We start from the raw sequence: 19,807 nt of genomic DNA, 5'->3' as shown, positions 1-19,807 counted from the left end.
ACAACTTAAAACATAAAATCATGGCAGTATTAAAAGTAATTGAAATTTTAGCAAATTCTGAAAAAAGTTGGGAAGACGCTACAAAAAAAGCAGTAAAACACGCATCAAAAAGTCTTAAAAACATACGTTCTGTATATGTTCAAGATCAAAGTGCTAGTGTAAAAGACGGTGAAGTTTCAGATTTTAGAGTGAACTTAAAAATCACTTTTGAAGTCGAATAAATCCCGATTGAAAATAATATATAAAGCGTTCATAATCTGAACGCTTTTTTTATGGCTTATAATCGCTAACTTTGATTGAGCAAAACTCATTTAAACTATGACACTTATATCAACCATACTTATAGCTTTTATAGCCGTTTTACATTTCTACTTTTTAGTTTTAGAAATGTTTATGTGGACCACGCCTAAAACCATAAAAGCTTTTGGGTTAAAATCGAAACAATTTGCACAAGACACCAAAGTATTAGCCGCAAACCAAGGTCTATACAATGGTATTTTGGCCGCTACATTGGTGTTTTCTATTATTAACCAAGATATAAAACTTGCTGTTTTCTTGCTTATTTGTGTGACTATAGCAGGCATTTATGGGTCTTATTCAACAAAGCAAATAAAGTTGTTTTATGTACAATCGGTTCCGGCTATTATTGCGCTAATTTTTTGCTTTGTTTAACATTAATTAAACATTTTTACCCGTAAAAACTAAGATTTAGTTTTTACTTTTACACTTACTTAAACTTTTAAAAAATTATGAATTTAGAAAACATTGACACAGAAAAGTGGCTACAATTAGGATTAGATTATGGCTTAAAAATTCTTGGGGCTATAGTCATTTGGATTATTGGATCTTGGGTTATTAAAAAGATATTAAAAACATCTAAAAATTTAATGTCCAAACAAAACTACGATGAAAGCCTTCAAAAGTTTTTATTAAACCTTTTAGGTTGGATTTTTAAAATTATACTAATCGTTGTTGTACTTGGTACTGTTGGCGTAGAAACCACATCGTTTGCCGCTATTTTAGCTGCTGCAGGTTTAGCTATTGGTTTAGCTTTACAAGGTTCTTTGGGCAACTTTGCTGGTGGCGTTTTAATAATGATTTTCAAACCATTTAAAATTGGTGATTTAATTGAAGCGCAAGGTGAAATTGGTGTTGTAAAAGAAATTGAAATCTTTACTACTAAATTAACTGGACTTTCTAACAGAGAAATTATAATTCCTAACGGTTCATTATCGAACGGAAATATTATTAATTATACTACAGAAGGCACACGTCGTGTGGATTTAACTTTTGGAGTTGGTTATGATTCTGATATTAAAAAGACAAAAGAAGTGCTAATGAACGTATTAACATCGCACCCTAAAGTTTTAAAAGAACCTGCACCAACAGTTAATGTTTCTGAGTTGGCAGATAGCTCTATTAACTTTGCAGTAAGACCTTGGAGTACAACTGATGATTATTGGGCAGTTTACTTTGGTATTACTGAGGATGTAAAAGAAGCGCTTGATGCAGCCGGAATTGAAATTCCTTACCCACATCAAGTTGAAATACAAAAGAAAGGATAAAACACCTTATTTTATAAACTATAAGACCCTTCAGATTTAATATTTGAAGGGTCTTTTTTATATTATTTGGCTTTCGGTTTTAAAGCCACAAAATCTTTTAGGTAATACGGTTCGAAATAAGCGACATCTTCAAAGCTATTTTCTTTATATTTTTTGAAAGCTAAAGCGCTCATGTCGTTAGCAGAAGGAAGTTTATTATCTACAAAAATAGCGTTAGGATGATTAATTAACGTTTTTGTTTTTTCTACACCATTGCCAATAAAATAAACCTTTCCTTCCTCTAAGTAGTTTTTAAAGGAGGTCTCATTAAGTATTTCAGCTTGTGTTTCTCGAATTTCCTTACAATCTAAATCATATATGGCAGAATACACCTCCATGCGTCTCGCATCTAACATAGACACAACCACACCACTTTCCATTATAACTTGGTGTGCTAATGCATTTAAAGTTGGAACCGCTATTAAAGGCTTACTTAATGCGAAACAGAGCCCTTTAGCTGCCGAAACTCCAATACGTAAACCTGTATAAGATCCTGGACCTTTACTTACAGCTATGGCATCTAAATCGTTTGACGTGATATTAGCCTCCTTTAAAACAGCGTCGATATAGATATGCAACCTTTCGGCATGCGAATAGTTTTTATCATTATCTTCTTTTAAAACAATGGTTTTACCATCTTTTGATAAAGAAACCGAACAGTTTGTTGTTGCGGTTTCTAGGTTTAAAATTAAACTCAAAATTATTTATATTTTTCAATGATATCTCCAATAACAAAAGAATCCAATTCGAAACCTTGAAGACCAGGATAGCCTTCCCAACGTACAATGCCATTTGGATCAATCAGTACGCAATGAGGAATCCCTTTAACTTCATAGCTGCTTTTTAGTCGTTCTTTAGTATCAATAGCACTATAGTATTCCATAACCGGAGATTTCATCTTGTTAACTATAGTTTTTGATTCGTCTGAAATACCAATAACTATTAAATCGTCTTTAAATTCATAATGATATCGATTAAGTTCTGGTATCGCTTTTATACATGGTCCGCACCATGTTGCCCAAAAGTCTACTAATACAAATTTACCTTTTAAATCTGGTTTATCAGAAAGCCATTTTTCAACACTAAAAGTTGGTGCTTTTTTATTTAAAAATGATTTTGCCCAAAGTTGTTTTTCTTGTGCACAAACCGTCATACAAAAAAAAATCATTAATATAACCCCAAACTTTTTCATTTGTTAAAAGTATTAAAAATGAATTATTCAGTTAACGATTTTCCCATATAAAAATCTAAAACTTTAGTTTTAAAAACAAAATCGTACTTAGCATTAATTAATGAAGATTCTGCATTTATTAATTGTACTCTAGCTTGCTCTAAATCGAAAGCAGTCATTACACCAATATCAAAACGTTCTTTAGAGTTATTAAAAGATAAACTTTGAGATTCTAACGTTTTTTTTGCAGCCACAAAAGCCTTAAGAGCAGCCTGAGCATCGGTATAAGCACGTTGGATATTAGACTCTAAATCTAACTTAGCTTGCTCTAAATTAAGTTTACTATTTTCTTCTTGAATTTTAGATTTTGCAACCGTTGTTTTATTTTGAAATCTAGAAAAAATTGGGATGTCTAAGCTTAAACTAAATCGGTGACCTTTTTGCTGGTTTAACTGTGTAAAGAAATCCTCTTCAGTATCATATAAATTTGTAAAAAACACATTTGAACCATAACCATAACTCGCTGAAAGTGTTGGGTAAAAAGCACTTTTAGAAATTTCCGTACCTAATACCGCATTTTCTACATTCTTTTCTGCTACTTTAATTTCGTTTCTGTTTTCAAAAGCAAACTTTAGTATTGGACGAATATTTTGATAAAGTAACGCTTCAGAAGGCGTATTTATATCGATAATTTGCACATTAAATCCATCATAAGAAATTTGTAATAATTGTGATAAGGTTAATAAGGCTAAATTGTAATTATTCTCTGCCAATGTAACTTGTTGAGCATCTCTACTTAAGGTTGCCTCAGCATCATAAATATTTACTTTAGGTTGTACGCCAGCATCTACCAACTCTTGCACTTGTTCTAGTTGCTTTTCACTAAATTGATATTGAGCTTCGGCGGTTTCAAAACGTTCTTTATTAAAAAGCACATTTAAGTAGGAGTTAACTACATTTAATGAAATGTCATCTTTAATTCTTTCAAGCTCTAATTGATTTGTTTCTAATCTTAGTTGAGATTGTTTGTATAAATTAGTTAACCTAAATCCATCAAAAATAGTTTGATTTACAGCTATTCCAATACCAGTTCCATTATCTGTTCTATCTACAAACTGCCCTGGGAATAATTCTCTGCTACCAATAGATAAGGTGTGATTCATATTTGCGTTTACAGATGGCAAAAAAGCACCTTTAGACGCAATAATGTCCTGCTGGTTATCAAGCAATCTATTTTTACTTTGTCGTATAGTAATATTATTTTCTAATGCATGATTAACACACTCCTGTAAGGTCCATTTTTTTTGTTGAGCAAAAGTAAAGACAGTACATAATAACGCAAAAACTATAACGGTTTGTTTTATATTATTCTTCTTCATCTTCGTTATCTTTTGATGCTTTATTCCAAACTTTAATTTTATCACCTTCTATAACACCTTCAACAATTTCGACGTTAATACCATCAGAAAGCCCTAATTCCACATCTTTTTTATCAAACTTATTATCTCCATTTAAGATCTCCACAAAAGGTTTTTCGGTAAGTCGGTTGTATTGTAATAAAGCTTCTCTAATTACTAAAACACTATCTCTAGCTTCGATATCTATTTCCGCATTAGCGCTATAACCTGCTCTAATATTTGTGGTTGAATCGATAGTAACATCCGCTTTAATAGTAAATTGTACAGCACCATTTTCCTCGATACCTTTAGGGGCAACAAAAGTTAGTTTCGCGGGGAATTCCTTATTTCGAATAGCGCCAAGAATCACTTTTATTTCTTTGCCTTCTTGCACTTTTCCAACTTCAGATTCATCTAGCTTACCTTCAAAAATCATAAGACTCATATCGGCAATGGTAGCAATAGTTGTACCTGCGTTAAAATTATTACTTTCAATAACTTGGTCGCCTTCTCTAACAGGTATTTCTAAAATTGTACCTGGAATTTGAGCAATAATATTTGTGTTTGCCGAATTTCCTCCAGAAATAGAACCACGCTTAATAATTTGATAATCGTTTTGCGTTTGGTTTAATGACTCTTTAGCTTGGTTGAACGACAGCTCGCTATTTTCAAAATCTTGCTTAGCAATTACGCCCTTTTCAAATAAAGTTTTATTTCTTTCAAGAAGCACTTTTGCATTATCGTACGATAGTTTAGCTGTTGAAATTCTACTTTTTGCGCTTACTAAATTTTGCTCGTTTGGCACCACTCTAATCGTTGCAATAAGGTCTCCTTTTTTAACGACATCGCCTTCTTCAACAAGAACCTTATCAACAATACCCGAAATTTGAGGTTTTAATTCAATTTCTTCCTCTGGGTTTAATTTACCTGTTGCTACAGCCTTGGTATTAATAGAACTGTAAAAAGGTTCTTCTACTTTATAATCTACCACGTCTTTAGAATTGGCATCTTTAAAATACTTTAACACCCAAACTAGTGCAATAATGGCAACTAATATTAAAATTATTTTTACTGTTTTATTCATTTGATTGTTGGTCTTGTTTCTATTTTGTTACCTGCTATTCTATATCTTATTTACTATAGAAAATCATTTTAACGCTATAGAAGGTTCACTTTTTTTTGATTCTTTATTCTTCTCTTAATGCTTCTATTGGTTTGATGCTGGTTGCTTTAAAGGCGGGAATTAAACCTATTAAAGTTCCTAATACAATTAATATTATTAAGGATATAAAGACTACGCCAATCGATACAGATGGATTTACCAAAGTAGCCTCGTCTCCTTGTCCAAACTTATAATTTAAAGCTATTAAAACCCATCCACCCGATATAATTCCAAATAAACCAGCCATTAAGGTTAAAAATACCGCCTCTACAACTATTTGTCTTTTTATTTCAAAAGGGGTGGCGCCTAATGCGCGTCTAACTCCTATTTCTTTGGTTCGTTCTTTAACAGTAATTAATAAAATATTTCCAATAGCAAAAACACCTGCAATTAAGGTAGCAATACCTACAAACCAAGTTAAAAACTGCATACCTGATAAAAATCCAGTAAATTTTGCGAATTCTTTTCCTAAATTAAAACTGCGAAAAGCACGGTTATCTTTTGGATGCACATTATTGAGATTTTTAAGCATTAATTCGGCATCTCTTTGAATTTGGACAATATCGTATTCTGGCTTTCCTGTAATCATCATAAATCCAATTTTATCACCTTTATTGTATACCTTTTGAAATGTTGTAAATGGAATATGAATATCTTCAATTGGTCCAAAATTAACATTACCAGGGTCGTAAACACCAATAACTGTGTAATTGATTTTATTTATTTGAATGTATGTACCAACGGCTATTTCATCTTTCTCGAATAATTGCTTGTAGATACTTTCTGAGATTACCGCAACTTTTTTAGTGTTATCAATATCATTTTGGTTTATGAACCGACCATGAATTAGTTTCTTTTTTTGAACTTTATCTAACAAAGGGTAATCACCAAAAATATTAAAGGTTCCAGATAAAAAATTTTTAGTAACAAGTACAGGATTCATATTTCTGGGTACTACAAATTCAATGCCTTCAATATTATCTTCTACTTTTTTAATATGAGGTATGGTTAACTGAATACGTCTTCCTTCTTGAAACCCCTTAAATGGCATACCAGTAGTGTTTCCCATAAAGAATACACTGTTTGTTGCAAAATCCCCAAATAAACGATTAAACGAATTTTCTAAACCTCTTGCTGAACCTAATAACCCGATAAGTAGTAAGATTCCCCACCATACACCAACCATAGTTAAAATAGACCTTAGCTTGTTTTTGCTAAAACTATCTATTACTTCTTGCCATGTATCTCTATCGAATAAAAATCTAAACATAATTAATCGTTTCTTAAGGCAACAATAGGTTTAATTTCTGACGCTTTTTTTGCGGGTAAATAACCTGCTATAGCTCCCGCTAAAATTAAAGTAATGGTTGCACCAATAACAAGGCTATCGCTAACACCAGGGCTTGTTATAAAGTATTTTTCTAAACTAGGCCCGATCCATTCTAAGACTCCAACACCAATTAATAAACCTACATATCCGGCAATAGTGGTTATTATTATAGACTCGATAAGTATAATAGATATTATAGATTTTGGAGATGCTCCCAAGGCTTTTCTAATACCAATTTCTTTGGTACGCTCCTTAACAATAAAAATCATAATATTACTAATACCAACAATACCAGCTATTAGAGTTCCAAAGCCAATTACTAATATAATAACAGTTAAGCCCGAAGTTAACATATCAACTTGCTTTGTACTTTGTGCCATGTTACGTACACGTATAGCTCTTTGGTCGCTTCGCGCAACCGAAAATCGCTCCTTTAAGCTTTTAGTAATTAATGTGCCAAAAGATAGTGCTTGATCACTATTCATTTCGGGATTATAAGTTAAATGCATAAAGTCTATAAAGTCATTGTTTCCATATACAAGCTGCGCCGTTGTAATGGGAATATAAATAACACGCTCTTCATTATCTCCTTCATCATCAGTAAAAACACCAACAACTTTATAAGGAATTCCACTTAGGTTAACGTATTTACCAATAGCACTTTCCTTTGTAAACAATTGATCGTTAACAATTCTGCCTATAATAGCAACTTTAGTTTTATTCTTTAAATCATTTTGATTAATATAACGCCCTTCACTTATCTTATTGTTTTCAATAAACATATATTCTGGATGAACTGCTCTTAGCTGATAACTATTTTTTTCATTTTTAAAAGAAGCAATAACGTTTCTATTTACTTTGGATGTGATGTATTGAACTTTATCACCAAATTTGTCAAGTACATATTCATGATCTTCATTTTTAAACTGTATTTGCCTACCAGCTTGAAGACCTTTATATCCTTTTGTTGTTTTTCCTGGATAAATAACAATAGAATTATTAGCATCGGTACCAAAGGCTTCTTTAAAAGTATTTTCAAGTCCATTAGCAATACCGAAAAGTATAGTAAATAATAAGATAGCAAACGCCACAGTAAAACCAGAGAGAAGACTCCTGGTCCTGTTCATATTAATACTCTGAAATATTTCGCGCCAAAGGTCTAAATCAAACATAATTTTCGGCTCTATCTTGAGTTACCTTAACATCTTCCATAATAACACCATCTTTAAGGCGGACAATACGTTTACACATATTAGCAATATCCTCTTCGTGAGTTACCATTAAAATAGTTTTGCCTTCGTCGTTTAATTGCTGAATAAACGCCATAATATCGTAGGATGTTTTGGTATCTAAGGCACCCGTTGGCTCATCGGCTAATAATAATTTAGGATTTGCAGCTAAGGCTCTAGCAATAGCAACACGCTGTTTTTGTCCACCAGAAAGCTCCTTTGGTAAATGTTTAGCCCAATCGGTTAAACCTACTTTACCTAAATGAAACATAGCTTGTTCTTGACGCTCCTTACGTTTTACACCTTGATAATATAATGGAAGGGCAACGTTTTCGACAGCATTCTTATAATTTATTAAATTGAAAGACTGAAAAATAAAGCCCAGAAACTTATTTCTATAAACAGCTGCTTTTTTTTCGGTAAGATTTTTTATTGGAAGACCATCTAAAATATATTCGCCAGAATCTGCTTCGTCTAGCATACCTATAATATTAAGTAAAGTAGACTTACCCGAACCCGAAGAGCCCATAATGGCAACCATTTCACCCTCTTCAACATTAAGATCTATGCCTTTTAAAACATGTAGACTAGAATCTCCAATAGGATAAGATTTATGAAGCTGATGGATTTTTAACATATTTGGATTGATTGAGTACACTATCAAATAGCGCATATTAAATAAGACTACCCACCATAAGAAATGTTACACCAAAACTTAAAAAAGTTTTAAATACTTTTTTTGGAATTATATTTCCTGTAAATAAAGTAACCAAGTCCTGCAACAAGTATATAAGGCACAGCCATTAAATACACTATTCCATCGTTTATTCCCTCGGCTGTTGTTTGTCCTGCTTCACTTTCTAATACGGCACGACACATAGCGCATTGTCCATTTGTTTTAATAACAAACAAAAGTGAAAAAAGAAAAAATATAATTTTTCGTTTCATTTTTTAAGCATAATAAGGACAAATCATTATAAAAACTACCACACCAGTTATAGCCACATAAAGCCATAATGGAAAAGTTATTTTAGCTATTTTTTTATGTTTCTCTATGTTATTTGTAATTGCTCTTACATACGTTATTAATACAAACGGAATAACAATAATGGATAGTACAATATGCGTTAATAATATAAAATAATAAAAATATTTAGCACCACCTTCTCCACCAAACGGTGTAGAATCGCTAGTCATATGGTAAGCGATATACATGAGTAAAAACAAAACCGATAAGCCTATAGCTACCTTTATTAACCTTTCGTGCAGCTTTATTTTTTTCTTTTGGATGGCAATAAATGCTAATACCAAAACAAAAGCCGTTAGCGCATTAGTACTTGCGTAAATTGGTGGTAAAAAAACAGGCAGTTCTACATCTATTTTAATACCAAAAAGCGCAGCTACCGCAACGGGTATAACCACCGAAAGTATTAAAATTAGTTTATTATACTTTTTATCGTCTAAGGTGTTTTCTGTATTACTCATTTAGCAACTTTTTAATATCTTCTTTTAAGGCACTTATTTCTTCTAGCTTACCATCTTCGTCTGTTTTTTCAGATTCTGAGGTAATACCATTATAATAAATTATTGGATTTCCTTGCATTTCTCTGCTACGTACAAATCCGTTTTTATCGATTAAAGCAAAATTTCCAGAGTGCTCAAAACCACCTTGAACATCTGGGTTTTCGGCAGTGTAAATATAAAACCCTTTGTTTGCTAACTCGTAAATAGCCTCTTTACTTCCCGTCATTAAATGCCAATTAGGGTTTTTAATACCATACTTTTCGGCATAGGTTTTTAATACTTCGGGCGTATCATGTTCTGGATTAATAGAAAAAGAAGCCACTCCAAAATCTTCAAAACCTTCAAATTCATTTTGAATTTGAACCAAGTTACTATTCATCCTAGGGCAAATGGTTGGGCATGTTGTAAAAAAGAATTCTATAACATACACTTTACCTTCAAAATCCTTATTGGTAATGGTTTTTCCATTCTGATTTGTAAACGAAAAATCGGGCACCTTACGGTTTACACCATTGTTTTGTATAAACAGTAAATCCGACTTTTTTTTGGCTATCTCTTTAGATTGATCGCTTCTGCTTTCTTGCCTTGAAATATCGCCTTTAGAAATTCTATCGACTATTCTAGGAATAAAAATTATTCCGAAAATAAGAATGGTAAACGCAATACCTATGTATGAATAATTCGTTTTTTTCATTTTTAACTATATATCATTCTCTTAAGAAGAGAATCTTATTTTTTATTTTCCACACTTATATCCTCAGTTCTTGAAGAACTAGGATCGAAATCGCCTTTTCGTTTTTGCCTGTACTCGGTAAATAGAATACGCAAATCGTCGCTCATTTTATTTTTAATTTCGCTTACTTCAATACAATTGTATCCATAAAGACCGTAAACGGCTTTGTCTTTTTCTAATTCGCTATCTGTTCTATCATCCAATCGTCCGCGTTGGTTTAAATCTTTATCGACTACAAAAACTTGGTTGCTTGTTAAATTGTTAGATAAATTTTCTTTGGTTTTTAAACTAAAATATATTCGTTTAATATCGGCAGGTTCGCCATACACAAAGTGCCAAAATCTTAAATCTTGATACGAACTAATTTCGGCTTTTAAAACTTTTACGGCTTCCTCGCTACCTTTTGGCATAAGCACAACCACTTGAAAACGTTTAAAGCCTTTAAATTTATCGTAAACCAATTCCTTTAAATTTAAAGCTATGGTGCTACTTTGTTCTGGATTATCGCCAAAAAAACCGAGAACGGTTATATGATCTTTTAATAGAATTGGGTCGTCGGTATCTGCAGTAAAGGCTTCGATATCTAAAACCGATTCGTTTACAATATCTAATGGCGTGTAGTTATGTGTAGCTGGATATAAAAACAGTAAAAACGTTACAGGAAGAAAGAATAATATTCCTAAAACTACATACCGACTTACCTTTTTGTAATCCATTAAAAACCTAAATTTATATTGTTTTTATTTGAGTTGCAAAAATAAAAAAAGCGCAGGTAATAACCGCTCATATTCTATTATTTAACTTAGTATTACAACAACCTTGGCAGATGTGTGCGCTAGGGATTGCAGCGGCATCCTTTTTAAAACTTTATAAAACAAAAGCTGCTACTAAAAAAAAGCTAACCAATTGCTATGTTTCTCGCTTTTAACATTAACCTTTTAAAAAGATACAGCGCAAAGCCCGCCCCTTGTGGTAACGCCCAAAAACTTTTTATTGCAAAAAAAATCCCGCCAATTGGCAGGATTCGTTTTTATGTGTTGTTACGCTTAAAAATCGCGCTTAATATATCCGTTGTCATAAACCTCGAATACGTAACCACCTTCTTGTAATAAGATGAAGATTAGGTATAGGATTAAAAATATTGCTGTCCAAACCACGGCACGTCTTAATCCGCTAGTTTCGTCGCGCATGTGCATAAAATCCCAAGTAATGTAATAGGCTTTTACGATGGTTAGTATAATGAATATCCAGTTTAATATTTTCATTCCTAATACGTGTCCCATTGACCAATCTGGCTTAATGATACCTAAAGCAACCTCTACTGTTGTTACTATTGAAAGGAATAATAATACACCCCAAATTTTTTGAGTGTTAGACTTAAATTTCCAAAGTCCTCTAAATATTTCTAATTTATGTTCTTGTGCCATTTTTCTTTGATTTAAAAGATTTCCTTCTTAAAGGAAATGAAAAAAATTATTTATTATACTAGGTAGAAGAATGTAAATACAAATACCCAAACTAAATCTACAAAGTGCCAGTAAAGACCGACTTTCTCTACCATTTCGTAGCTTCCGCGTCTTTCGTATGTTCCTAACACAACATTAAAGAAAATAATAATGTTAATTAACACACCTGAGAATACGTGAAACCCGTGAAATCCTGTAATAAAGAAAAAGAAATCTGCAAAAAGCGGCGATCCATATTCGTTTACATGAAGGTTAGCACCCTCAACGTATAACTTACCGTTTTTCATGACTTGATTTATAGACTCTTCTCTAGATAATACTGTTTTTTCACCGTGCTCGTTAATAATTTGAGTACGTACTAAAACATCTTTATTGGCTTGTAAACCGTGTATAACCTCGTCCATAGTATAAGCAGGCAAAGCACCTTCGCTAGCAAACCAAATACCATTTCTGTTTTCGTGTTGTGTTCTATCTTGGTGTGCTGCAGTTACAGCAAAATCTCTAACAGCTACACGTTTAAAAACTTGCTCACCATCTTTATCTACATAATGTCCAAACTGTAAAATGTTACCACCTTTAGTTTGTACAGCACCATAATCGCCATTAATAAAAGTGTTCCATTCCCAAGCTTGAGATCCTACGAATATTAAACCAAAAATAATGGTTAAAAACATGTAAATAGTTACTTTGCTTTTGTTTAAATGGTGTCCAGCATCAACCGCTAGCACCATAGTTACAGACGATATAATTAATATAAACGTCATAAAAGCCACGTAATACATTGGCGCATCTACACCGTGAAAAAACGGGAAGTGAGTAAACACCTCATCTGCAATTGGCCATGCATCAATAAATTTAAATCTTGAAAATCCGTAGGCTGCTAAAAACCCAGAGAATGTTAAGGCATCCGATACGATGAAAAACCACATCATCATTTTACCGTAACTTACTTTAAGTGGCGCGTTTCCGCCTTCCCAAGTTTTGCCTTCTGCTACTGCTGTACTCATATATAATGGTTGTTATTTATAAAGTTGGACAAAAATAATCATTTTATTCATCTAATAAAACATCATGCTTTAAAAATTAATCACTTAAAAGTAATCGTTACTAAAAATACTTTGGGCGTTCCTTTTTGTTAACAGCTTTACGGTTTAAAAAAACTATTAAGAACACAAAAAGTCGGGCTTTCGGCAGTCGCTTCCTCCTACGTCGGCGAGCTTCAACAAAGCCTCAATCCCTAACGCAACTATCCGTTAAAACCTTTAAAACACAACTAATTAAAGGTGTACCCTTAACTCAATTATCTTACAAAGTATAAAAATAAAAATAGGTAAACCCACAAAATATCTATAAAATGCCAAAACGTACCGGCTAATTCTAGTCCCAACATTTTATCTTTAGTATACTTTTGTTTAAAATGATTATAAATTACAACCACTAAACAAATTAATCCTACAACCACGTGCAAAATATGCACAATAGCAATTAAATAAATGTAAGACATGGTTACATTACTGGTTGGTCCGGTAAAATTATAGCCTAAATCGATAATTTGTCTAAAACCAGAAAACTGATTAAAAATAAATACACAGCCTAAAATTAAAGTTGCTACCAACCATAGCATAGTTGCTTTATGGTTACCACTCTTTAAAGCGCGTTTAGCTAAAATAAAAGTTATGCTACTTATTATTATTACAACTGTACTAATTAAAAATGCATTGGGTAAAACAAAATCTTTTAACCAATCTGGTCTAGAACTACTCACTACAAAAGCACTTGTCCAGCCAGCAAACGACATAATTAGCGACACAATACCAAACCAAAGCATCATTTTTTTGGCTCTGCTATTTTTCTCTTCGCGTGTTCCTTGAGTTAAATCCATAATTTATCTAATAAATTTATCTACCACATAAATAATTTGCACTAGTGTAATATAAGATACACTTACTAGCATTAATTGTTTAGCAGCTTTTTCTGTCATTTTTTTAAATAAGCCAATAGCATAATACAGCATCCATAAACCTGCTAGTAAAACCAATACCATGGCTACAACAGATAGTTGTAACCTACCCGTAAACCCAAACACTGGCACGATAGACACCAATATGGTCCATATGGTGTACATAATACATTGCACAGCGGTTCCTTTATCTTGTTTTCCTGTTGGAAGCATAAAAAAGCCTCCTTTTTTATAATCATCGTACAAAAACCAACCAATAGCCCAAAAATGAGGAAACTGCCAAAAAAACTGTAAAGCAAATAAGGTTCCTGGTTCAATACCAAAATCGTCGGTTGCTGCTACCCAACCTAACATAAACGGGATAGCGCCTGGTATAGCACCAACAAATACAGCAATAGGTGTTTTTGTTTTTAAAGGCGTGTACATACAGGTATAAATAAAAATAGATATAGCACCAAACATAGCAGTTTGCTTATTTATGGTGTACAAAACACCTATACCTAAAATTGTAAAAAGCGTGGCAATTATAAACGCGGTGTTTACCGACATGCGGCCTGCAGGAATAGGTCTATTTTTGGTCCTATCCATTAAAGCATCTAAATCTTTTTCAATAATTTGATTAAATGCGTTTGATGCACCAACCATAAAATACCCACCAAAAGCTAGTAGGGTTAAGGTTTTAAAATCGACCGTTTCTACACCAAGTAAATACCCAGCAAGCGACGAAAACACCACACTTAATGCTAATCGCATTTTTGTGATTTCTTTAAAATCTGATAGTACAGAAGGCTTTGCTATTGTAGTTTTCGACTTGCTCAATGGTCTATATCCTTGACGGCTTTAATATTGCGAGTGCAAAGATACTCTATAAAAGCAATTTCACCAATGGTTTTTAATGGTAAATTAAAACATTCAATTCTCACCCAAAAAGTTGTATTTTTAGTAATCTAAAAAAAAACGCTTAGAAATGAGATTTATAAAATCAATTATTAGCATCGCCTTATTTGGTATTGCCTTTGTAGGTTCTGCACAAAAAAAAGAGGTTACAATTACCACACACCAACTTACCAACAACATTTATATGCTTGAAGGCCAAGGTGGAAATATTGGAATTTCTATTGGCGACGATGGTGTTTTAATGATCGATAGCCAATTTGCTCCCTTAACACCCAAAATTTTAGCGGCCATAAAAACACTAAGCGATAAACCTATTGCCTATTTAGCTAACACACACCACCATGGCGACCATACCGGCGGAAACGAAAACATTGCCAAACTACAAACACCCATTATTGCGCACGACAATGTGTATAAACGCATTAAAGATAACCCGAAACATAACGATGCATCGTTGCCTGTAATAAGCTTTAACGATAAACTAAGTTTATATATAAACGGCGAGCAGGTACTTATTTTTCATGTGGATAACGCGCATACCGATGGCGACGCTATGCTATATTTTACGAAAAGCAACGTACTACATACAGGCGATACTTTTTTTAACGGACGTTATCCTTACATCGATTTAAATTCTGGCGGATCTGTAAATGGCTATATCAACGCTGTAAAAAGTGCTCTTATTTTAATTGACGACGAGACTAAAATTATTCCTGGGCATGGTAACTTATCTAACAAAGCCGAATACAGCACCTTTTTAAATATGATGGAAACTTTAAAAAGCACCATTGAAACCGAAATTAGCCAAGGGAAAACCGAAGATGAAGTGGCGGCAAATAACGCGCTTACCAAAACCTACGACAACCTTAATTATGGCTGTTGTTTTATTTCTTCCGAAAAAATTAGACGTACGTTTTATAAGGGGTTGAAAGAGTAGTTTTGGTTATATTACATTTATCTTATGGTGTTAGTGCAAGTATCTTGTTTGTGCTATTAATAAAACTCAGCTTTGTTTTTATACAAGAACACCTGTAATTTACTCACTCATGAGGTCACGAGCGGGACGCTCGCGATAGCAGAGAGAAATGTTTAATTAGGTTTTCATACTGTATAATTTCAAAATATCTATTAAAAAATATTTAATCAGTTTTTTTATCATCAAAAACTATTTCTCCTCCTATAATCGTCATAGCGACCTTAGTTTCTAATATTTGATCTTCTGGAATTGTCATAATATTTCTGTCAAGTATGGTGAAGTCTGCCCATTTTCCAACTTCTATACTTCCTTTTTCATTTTCTTGAAATGCTGCATAGGCCGCATCCAATGTATAAGATTTGAGTGCTTGATTTCTTGTCATTTTCTGCAGAGGTTCGTAACCACCATCTGGCATACCTTTTAGAGTTTTTCTCGATACCGACGCATAAAAGCCAGCCATAGGATTGAGGGGTTCTACAGGTGCATCGGTTCCGTTTACAATTTTTGCTCCAGATTTTAATAAGGTCTGCCATATATAAGCACCTTCCGTAATACGTTTCTCTCCTAGACGATCAATGGCCCAAGGTCTATCTGATGACATATGAATAGCCTGCATTGCTAGAATAACATCCAATTCAGCAACCCTAAGAATGTCCGCTGGGTCAAAATGTTGGGCATGTTCTATTCTAAATCTTGCGTCTTTTGAACTATTTGTAGATTCAGTCTTAAATGTGCTCTCATAAATATCCAAAACCTCACGAGTTGCCCTGTCTCCTATGGCATGTATACCCACTTGAAAACCATTTTTGTAGGCGTTATTGACAATTTTATTAATATCCTCTAACGGTGTAACATTATGACCATGCTCTCCAGGGGCATCCGTATATTCTTCCAATAACCAGGCACCTCTTGAACCTAAAGCCCCATCTGCCATTAGTTTAATAGAACGGATGGTTAGTTGATTGTCGTATAAGTTCTCTTGAATACCTTTCTTAAAACAATATTCTAGAAGTTCAGGTTGTGTTCCACTAAGCATAACATACAGCCTTAATTTAATTAGGTTTTGTGAGGCCATTTCTTCATAAAGGTTTACCATGTAGCCACCTGAACCTGCATCATGAAATCCGGTGATACCATTTTTATAGCACTCTTCTAAAGCTAAAATTAATGTCTCTTTTACATCTTCCTTTGTAGGTTCAGGTAAAAACTTGAACACTAAATCTCCTGCAGTTTCATTAAGAATTCCGGTTGGTTCACCATTTGAATCTAAAACTATTTCGCCGCCATCTGGTTGAGGCGTCTTTGAATTGACACCTGCAATATCCATCGCTTTATGGTTTATAATTATGATATGTCCAGAAGCATGTACAAGAATAACAGGATGATCTGGCACAGCAGCAGATAGCAACTTATTTGTAGGATACCCATTAACTAATGTAGGTTGCGTATCCCACTTATCATGATGCCAACCAGTAGCTATAACCCACTCTCCTTTTGGCGTGCTTTTTGCTTTTTCTGCAACTTTTTTAATGGCCTCCTCATAACTCTTAGTTCCACCCAAGTCAACTTCCAATAAATCATTTCCAATACCAAACAAATGGGCATGCCCCTCTATTAAACCAGGAACCATGGTCTTGCCCTTTAAATCAAAAAGTTGGGTTTTATCCCCTTTTAACTTCATAATAAGTTCCTTACTTCCCACAGACAGAATTGAATCGGCTTTTACGGCTACAGCTTCCACCATTGGCCAGTTATCGTCCATGGTATAAATCTCTCCATTAAAATAAATTTGATCTGCCAATGTGCCAACTTCAATGGTTTGTGCCTTTGAGCTTACACTTATAAGTAAAAAGAAAAGAAATAATGGATTTAGTTTCATTGTGAGTTTATTTTGGAATTCATGATTATTAGACTTGTTTAAACGTTTCGTTTAAGATATTTAAATTGTGCCAAACCCGTTATAAAATCACTTTTACATTTCATATCCCTCCAACAACTCAGGTTACAATTAGTTTTTTAAAACTGTTATTCTATAAATATAAATAAATTTTCACAAAAAAAACCCAATAGTTTCCATTGGGGTTTTTAATTTTATTTGCAACTTATAGTAGTTATGAGATTCACACCTATGCAGGAATGTGTTAGTTATCGAAATACCAATTAAACAAATCGGTTCTAAGGCCAAAATTAAACCATACGGTATTATTTTTGAAGGTAGTAGCAGTGGTGGCTTCTGGGTTAAAATTTCTAACAGTTATATCGGTAAACAATTTTAGGTTTGTTGCCGGGTTTAATACGTATCCTGCTTGTATATTGCCGTTAAAGGTTGTTGTTTTTATACCTTGACCAACTTCAACACCGGTGTCGAAAGGGCGTTCGTTGTAATTTCTATAGATATCGCCACCGTAACTAAAATCATCGGTACCATCATTAAAATCTAATCCGCGTGTTCCAATAATAAATTTAGCATCGCCAAACCAACGTTTGTAACGATATCGACCAATTATTACGGCCTCACTAAAGTTTGCGCCCCATAAATGCGCCATAGATTGGTTATTGTGTGCATAGTTTAACACTACGGTATTATGCGAATAGGTATAAGGACGCACGCGGTTATACTCAAACTGCAGCAATAAATTATCAACCTTAAACGCGTTATAATATTTAACACCTAGTTGGTAACCAAACTTGTTTTTCCAGCTTTTCTCGCCTGCTTTTACATCGCCTAAAGAGAATTCATCTAAAATAAACTGACTATATATATTTACATCATCGTTCCATTTATATTTTGCAGTTGCGCCCATTAGCGCATTTCCGGCACCTTGACCAGTTTCAAACTCTATAGCTCTGTAAAATATAATAGGATTTAGGTAATTAACATCAAAACCACGGTCGTTAGAGTTTGTCCATAAAACCGACTCAAACAATCCTATATTTAAACGCTCACTAGCATTCCAACTTAAATAATGGTTAGCAATGTATTTGGTTAAAAATGCATTGTCCACTTCAACAGCGTCTCTAACATCTTTTAACCACATCCAAGTATTGGTGTATTTAATTTTCCAAAACTTGGTATTTAATTTTAAAAAAGGATGTGGACTAGCCACATCACTTAGTAATAACGATCTGTAACCATCGCCAATAAAGTTTTTACCATGCCCAAATTGCACATTTATAAACTTAGCTGGCGCATAAGACAAATACGCTTCGGCCACCGGATAATCGTAAGAATCGGTTTTAAAACGTTTAGCAATACCACGCCCAGGAATTATAGCTGGATCTGGACCAAAGGCTTTTAAACTTTCGGCAGATCTATTTACATAATCGGCAAAACGTCCTTGACTTTCAAACACCGAAGCATAGAAGTTTAATGTTTTACCTAACCCACCTTGAATTAAAAAACCTCTCGTATTATTATATGTAGTTCCGGCGTCTAGATTAGAGTCTGCACCTACTTGTAAATCTAAAATAGGATCGACTGTAAACCAATAATCGTCACTCTGTAATTCGACTAAATGTTCGTTCCAAAACTTTTTACCCAACCAGGTTTCGGTGTCCTTATATAGTTCTTTTTGTTCGGCTTCAAAATCGAAATATTTCGATACTTCTTCATACAAAAATGGTTTTGATGCGGTATGACTATTTGTACCAACCATATTCATTTGTCTATCAAAACGAGCATAGTCACTATGTGTAAATTGAATATTTAATTGACTTTTAAACGCTTGGTTTTCAAAATCTTTTAATTCTTTATTTACATTATCATATTCTTTTTTAGCAGCCAACTCTAATGGGCTAATTGCTTTGGTAGCATTGGCATTAGCGCTAGTAGCATTATTTACCCCTTCAGCCTGATTTACTATAGGTATTTTTATAGGTAAGGAATATTGCTTAAAGGTACTATTACCATTATAGGTTGCAGGTTGTACTTTTGGAAATTCTGAAAAAACACGTTTTGCCTCGTCCTTTAACTCACTGTAAATAGCATCTGTATATACAATTTTAAACTGCCCTGTGGTATCAACCTCAAAAACAACAACGACTTCGCCTTTAAAACCGGCTTCGGTAAGGTTTGTGGGCACCTTAAAATTGTTGTAAATTTCGTTATATACTTGGGTATTAAAACAGCTTTGTAAGTCGGAAACAGCTACCTCTTCGCAATTAGGGAATACTGGTGGCTTTTCAAGAGAAAAAGAATCTTGAGCATAAAAATTATATTGAACTAAAAGTAGGGCTAGTACAATGAATTGCTTCATGTTTAAGAATTATGGGTTAATTAAAACGTATTACTGCCGAAAGATACTATATTTTTAGATTCTAGTCTCATTTATACCTCGATAAGTACTTCTAAAAATAGG

21 protein-coding genes are annotated in these 19,807 nt (G+C 33.5%); 4 read left to right on the top strand and 17 right to left on the bottom strand.

Translation table 11 applies throughout. The annotated features are described in order from the left end of the window. The first annotated feature begins 20 nt into the window (after positions 1 to 20). The 3 genes from AAFN75_RS08505 to AAFN75_RS08495 all read left to right on the top strand — a co-directional run bounded on the left by AAFN75_RS08505 (position 21) and on the right by AAFN75_RS08495 (position 1,565). Positions 21 to 221 carry a dodecin family protein gene (locus AAFN75_RS08505; protein ID WP_144115155.1) on the top strand — a complete coding sequence of 67 codons (201 nt, stop codon included), beginning with the start codon at positions 21 to 23 and terminating at the stop codon, positions 219 to 221. A gap of 97 nt (positions 222 to 318) precedes the next feature. After that, positions 319 to 672 carry a DUF1304 domain-containing protein gene (locus AAFN75_RS08500; RefSeq protein WP_411809151.1) on the top strand — a complete coding sequence of 118 codons (354 nt, stop codon included), beginning with the start codon at positions 319 to 321 and terminating at the stop codon, positions 670 to 672. Positions 673 to 749: 77 nt separating this feature from the next. Next, positions 750 to 1,565, top strand: coding sequence for a mechanosensitive ion channel family protein (locus AAFN75_RS08495; RefSeq protein ID WP_411809150.1), 816 nt, complete (start codon positions 750 to 752; stop codon positions 1,563 to 1,565). Between the two features lie 62 nt (positions 1,566 to 1,627). Here AAFN75_RS08495 and tsaB read toward each other — a convergent pair whose 3' ends face one another. The 15 genes from tsaB to cyoE form a co-directional block, all read right to left on the bottom strand. Then, positions 1,628 to 2,302, bottom strand: coding sequence for a tRNA (adenosine(37)-N6)-threonylcarbamoyltransferase complex dimerization subunit type 1 TsaB (tsaB, locus tag AAFN75_RS08490; protein ID WP_411809149.1), 675 nt, complete (start codon positions 2,300 to 2,302; stop codon positions 1,628 to 1,630). 2 nt (positions 2,303 to 2,304) lie between these two features. Beyond that, positions 2,305 to 2,796 (bottom strand): TlpA family protein disulfide reductase, encoded by a 492-nt coding sequence (locus AAFN75_RS08485; protein ID WP_411809148.1) that lies wholly within the window; start codon positions 2,794 to 2,796, stop codon positions 2,305 to 2,307. Between the two features lie 23 nt (positions 2,797 to 2,819). Further along, positions 2,820 to 4,154, bottom strand: coding sequence for a TolC family protein (locus AAFN75_RS08480; protein WP_411809147.1), 1,335 nt, complete (start codon positions 4,152 to 4,154; stop codon positions 2,820 to 2,822). Beyond that, positions 4,141 to 5,256, bottom strand: coding sequence for an efflux RND transporter periplasmic adaptor subunit (locus tag AAFN75_RS08475; protein WP_411809146.1), 1,116 nt, complete (start codon positions 5,254 to 5,256; stop codon positions 4,141 to 4,143). The genes AAFN75_RS08480 and AAFN75_RS08475 overlap by 14 nt, the downstream gene beginning before the upstream one ends. A 103-nt stretch (positions 5,257 to 5,359) precedes the next feature. Further along, positions 5,360 to 6,604, bottom strand: coding sequence for an ABC transporter permease (locus tag AAFN75_RS08470; protein WP_411809145.1), 1,245 nt, complete (start codon positions 6,602 to 6,604; stop codon positions 5,360 to 5,362). A gap of 2 nt (positions 6,605 to 6,606) precedes the next feature. Continuing rightward, positions 6,607 to 7,836, bottom strand: a complete 1,230-nt coding sequence (locus AAFN75_RS08465) for an ABC transporter permease (RefSeq protein ID WP_411809144.1) — start codon at positions 7,834 to 7,836, stop codon at positions 6,607 to 6,609. Continuing rightward, the gene (locus AAFN75_RS08460; RefSeq protein ID WP_411809143.1) at positions 7,829 to 8,530 is read right to left on the bottom strand and encodes an ABC transporter ATP-binding protein; all 702 of its coding nucleotides are present in this window, start codon (positions 8,528 to 8,530) and stop codon (positions 7,829 to 7,831) included. Before AAFN75_RS08460 ends, AAFN75_RS08465 begins: the two co-directional genes overlap by 8 nt. An 89-nt stretch (positions 8,531 to 8,619) precedes the next feature. Continuing rightward, a complete protein-coding gene (locus AAFN75_RS08455) occupies positions 8,620 to 8,841 on the bottom strand; it encodes a hypothetical protein (protein ID WP_411809142.1) in 222 nt (73 codons plus the stop codon). A 3-nt stretch (positions 8,842 to 8,844) separates the two neighbouring features. Next, entirely contained in the window at positions 8,845 to 9,378 is a 534-nt protein-coding gene (locus AAFN75_RS08450) for a DUF420 domain-containing protein (RefSeq protein WP_411809141.1), read from the bottom strand. Continuing rightward, positions 9,371 to 10,111 (bottom strand): SCO family protein, encoded by a 741-nt coding sequence (locus tag AAFN75_RS08445; RefSeq protein ID WP_411809140.1) that lies wholly within the window; start codon positions 10,109 to 10,111, stop codon positions 9,371 to 9,373. Before AAFN75_RS08445 ends, AAFN75_RS08450 begins: the two co-directional genes overlap by 8 nt. Positions 10,112 to 10,146: 35 nt before the next feature. Continuing rightward, the gene (locus tag AAFN75_RS08440; protein ID WP_411809138.1) at positions 10,147 to 10,866 is read right to left on the bottom strand and encodes a hypothetical protein; all 720 of its coding nucleotides are present in this window, start codon (positions 10,864 to 10,866) and stop codon (positions 10,147 to 10,149) included. Positions 10,867 to 11,196: 330 nt separating this feature from the next. Beyond that, a complete protein-coding gene (locus AAFN75_RS08435; protein WP_411809137.1) occupies positions 11,197 to 11,577 on the bottom strand; it encodes a cytochrome C oxidase subunit IV family protein in 381 nt (126 codons plus the stop codon). Positions 11,578 to 11,630: 53 nt separating this feature from the next. After that, on the bottom strand, positions 11,631 to 12,623 hold the full coding sequence (locus AAFN75_RS08430; RefSeq protein ID WP_411809136.1) for a cytochrome c oxidase subunit 3: 993 nt from the start codon (positions 12,621 to 12,623) through the stop codon (positions 11,631 to 11,633). Between the two features lie 293 nt (positions 12,624 to 12,916). Beyond that, positions 12,917 to 13,498: a heme-copper oxidase subunit III gene (locus AAFN75_RS08425; protein ID WP_411809135.1), complete on the bottom strand. Its 582-nt coding sequence runs from the start codon at positions 13,496 to 13,498 to the stop codon at positions 12,917 to 12,919. A gap of 3 nt (positions 13,499 to 13,501) precedes the next feature. Next, positions 13,502 to 14,395: a heme o synthase gene (gene cyoE, locus AAFN75_RS08420; protein WP_411809134.1), complete on the bottom strand. Its 894-nt coding sequence runs from the start codon at positions 14,393 to 14,395 to the stop codon at positions 13,502 to 13,504. Positions 14,396 to 14,543: 148 nt separating this feature from the next. Here cyoE and AAFN75_RS08415 point away from each other — a divergent pair, with 148 nt between their 5' ends. After that, positions 14,544 to 15,410: an MBL fold metallo-hydrolase gene (locus tag AAFN75_RS08415; protein WP_411809133.1), complete on the top strand. Its 867-nt coding sequence runs from the start codon at positions 14,544 to 14,546 to the stop codon at positions 15,408 to 15,410. A gap of 202 nt (positions 15,411 to 15,612) precedes the next feature. On the opposite strand, the gene AAFN75_RS08410 is transcribed toward AAFN75_RS08415, so the two are convergent. Continuing rightward, entirely contained in the window at positions 15,613 to 17,328 is a 1,716-nt protein-coding gene (locus AAFN75_RS08410) for an amidohydrolase (protein ID WP_411809132.1), read from the bottom strand. A gap of 262 nt (positions 17,329 to 17,590) precedes the next feature. After that, complete coding sequence (locus tag AAFN75_RS08405) at positions 17,591 to 19,705, bottom strand: gliding motility protein RemB (protein ID WP_411809131.1); 2,115 nt, start codon at positions 19,703 to 19,705, stop codon at positions 17,591 to 17,593. Between the last annotated feature and the right edge of the window lie 102 nt (positions 19,706 to 19,807).

Source organism: Algibacter sp. AS12, assembly GCF_046736315.1.
Classification (GTDB): Bacteria; Bacteroidota; Bacteroidia; order Flavobacteriales; family Flavobacteriaceae; genus Algibacter_B; species Algibacter_B amylolyticus.
Note: the sequence above shows the minus strand (reverse complement) of the source record. Positions and strands in the feature narration are given on the sequence as shown.

What these genes read in the sequence shown, in the direction of transcription:
- AAFN75_RS08505 (WP_144115155.1), top strand. Translation starts at nt 21, where the DNA reads ATGGCAGTATTAAAAGTAATTGAAATTTTAGCAAATTCTGAAAAAAGT.
- AAFN75_RS08405 (WP_411809131.1), bottom strand. Translation starts at nt 19,705, where the DNA reads ATGAAGCAATTCATTGTACTAGCCCTACTTTTAGTTCAATATAATTTT.
- AAFN75_RS08495 (WP_411809150.1), top strand. Translation starts at nt 750, where the DNA reads ATGAATTTAGAAAACATTGACACAGAAAAGTGGCTACAATTAGGATTA.
- AAFN75_RS08445 (WP_411809140.1), bottom strand. Translation starts at nt 10,111, where the DNA reads ATGAAAAAAACGAATTATTCATACATAGGTATTGCGTTTACCATTCTT.
- AAFN75_RS08410 (WP_411809132.1), bottom strand. Translation starts at nt 17,328, where the DNA reads ATGAAACTAAATCCATTATTTCTTTTCTTTTTACTTATAAGTGTAAGC.
- AAFN75_RS08430 (WP_411809136.1), bottom strand. Translation starts at nt 12,623, where the DNA reads ATGAGTACAGCAGTAGCAGAAGGCAAAACTTGGGAAGGCGGAAACGCG.
- AAFN75_RS08450 (WP_411809141.1), bottom strand. Translation starts at nt 9,378, where the DNA reads ATGAGTAATACAGAAAACACCTTAGACGATAAAAAGTATAATAAACTA.
- AAFN75_RS08480 (WP_411809147.1), bottom strand. Translation starts at nt 4,154, where the DNA reads ATGAAGAAGAATAATATAAAACAAACCGTTATAGTTTTTGCGTTATTA.
- AAFN75_RS08415 (WP_411809133.1), top strand. Translation starts at nt 14,544, where the DNA reads ATGAGATTTATAAAATCAATTATTAGCATCGCCTTATTTGGTATTGCC.
- AAFN75_RS08470 (WP_411809145.1), bottom strand. Translation starts at nt 6,604, where the DNA reads ATGTTTAGATTTTTATTCGATAGAGATACATGGCAAGAAGTAATAGAT.
- AAFN75_RS08435 (WP_411809137.1), bottom strand. Translation starts at nt 11,577, where the DNA reads ATGGCACAAGAACATAAATTAGAAATATTTAGAGGACTTTGGAAATTT.
- AAFN75_RS08500 (WP_411809151.1), top strand. Translation starts at nt 319, where the DNA reads ATGACACTTATATCAACCATACTTATAGCTTTTATAGCCGTTTTACAT.
- AAFN75_RS08485 (WP_411809148.1), bottom strand. Translation starts at nt 2,796, where the DNA reads ATGAAAAAGTTTGGGGTTATATTAATGATTTTTTTTTGTATGACGGTT.
- AAFN75_RS08460 (WP_411809143.1), bottom strand. Translation starts at nt 8,530, where the DNA reads ATGTTAAAAATCCATCAGCTTCATAAATCTTATCCTATTGGAGATTCT.
- AAFN75_RS08440 (WP_411809138.1), bottom strand. Translation starts at nt 10,866, where the DNA reads ATGGATTACAAAAAGGTAAGTCGGTATGTAGTTTTAGGAATATTATTC.
- AAFN75_RS08455 (WP_411809142.1), bottom strand. Translation starts at nt 8,841, where the DNA reads ATGAAACGAAAAATTATATTTTTTCTTTTTTCACTTTTGTTTGTTATT.
- AAFN75_RS08475 (WP_411809146.1), bottom strand. Translation starts at nt 5,256, where the DNA reads ATGAATAAAACAGTAAAAATAATTTTAATATTAGTTGCCATTATTGCA.
- AAFN75_RS08465 (WP_411809144.1), bottom strand. Translation starts at nt 7,836, where the DNA reads ATGTTTGATTTAGACCTTTGGCGCGAAATATTTCAGAGTATTAATATG.
- AAFN75_RS08425 (WP_411809135.1), bottom strand. Translation starts at nt 13,498, where the DNA reads ATGGATTTAACTCAAGGAACACGCGAAGAGAAAAATAGCAGAGCCAAA.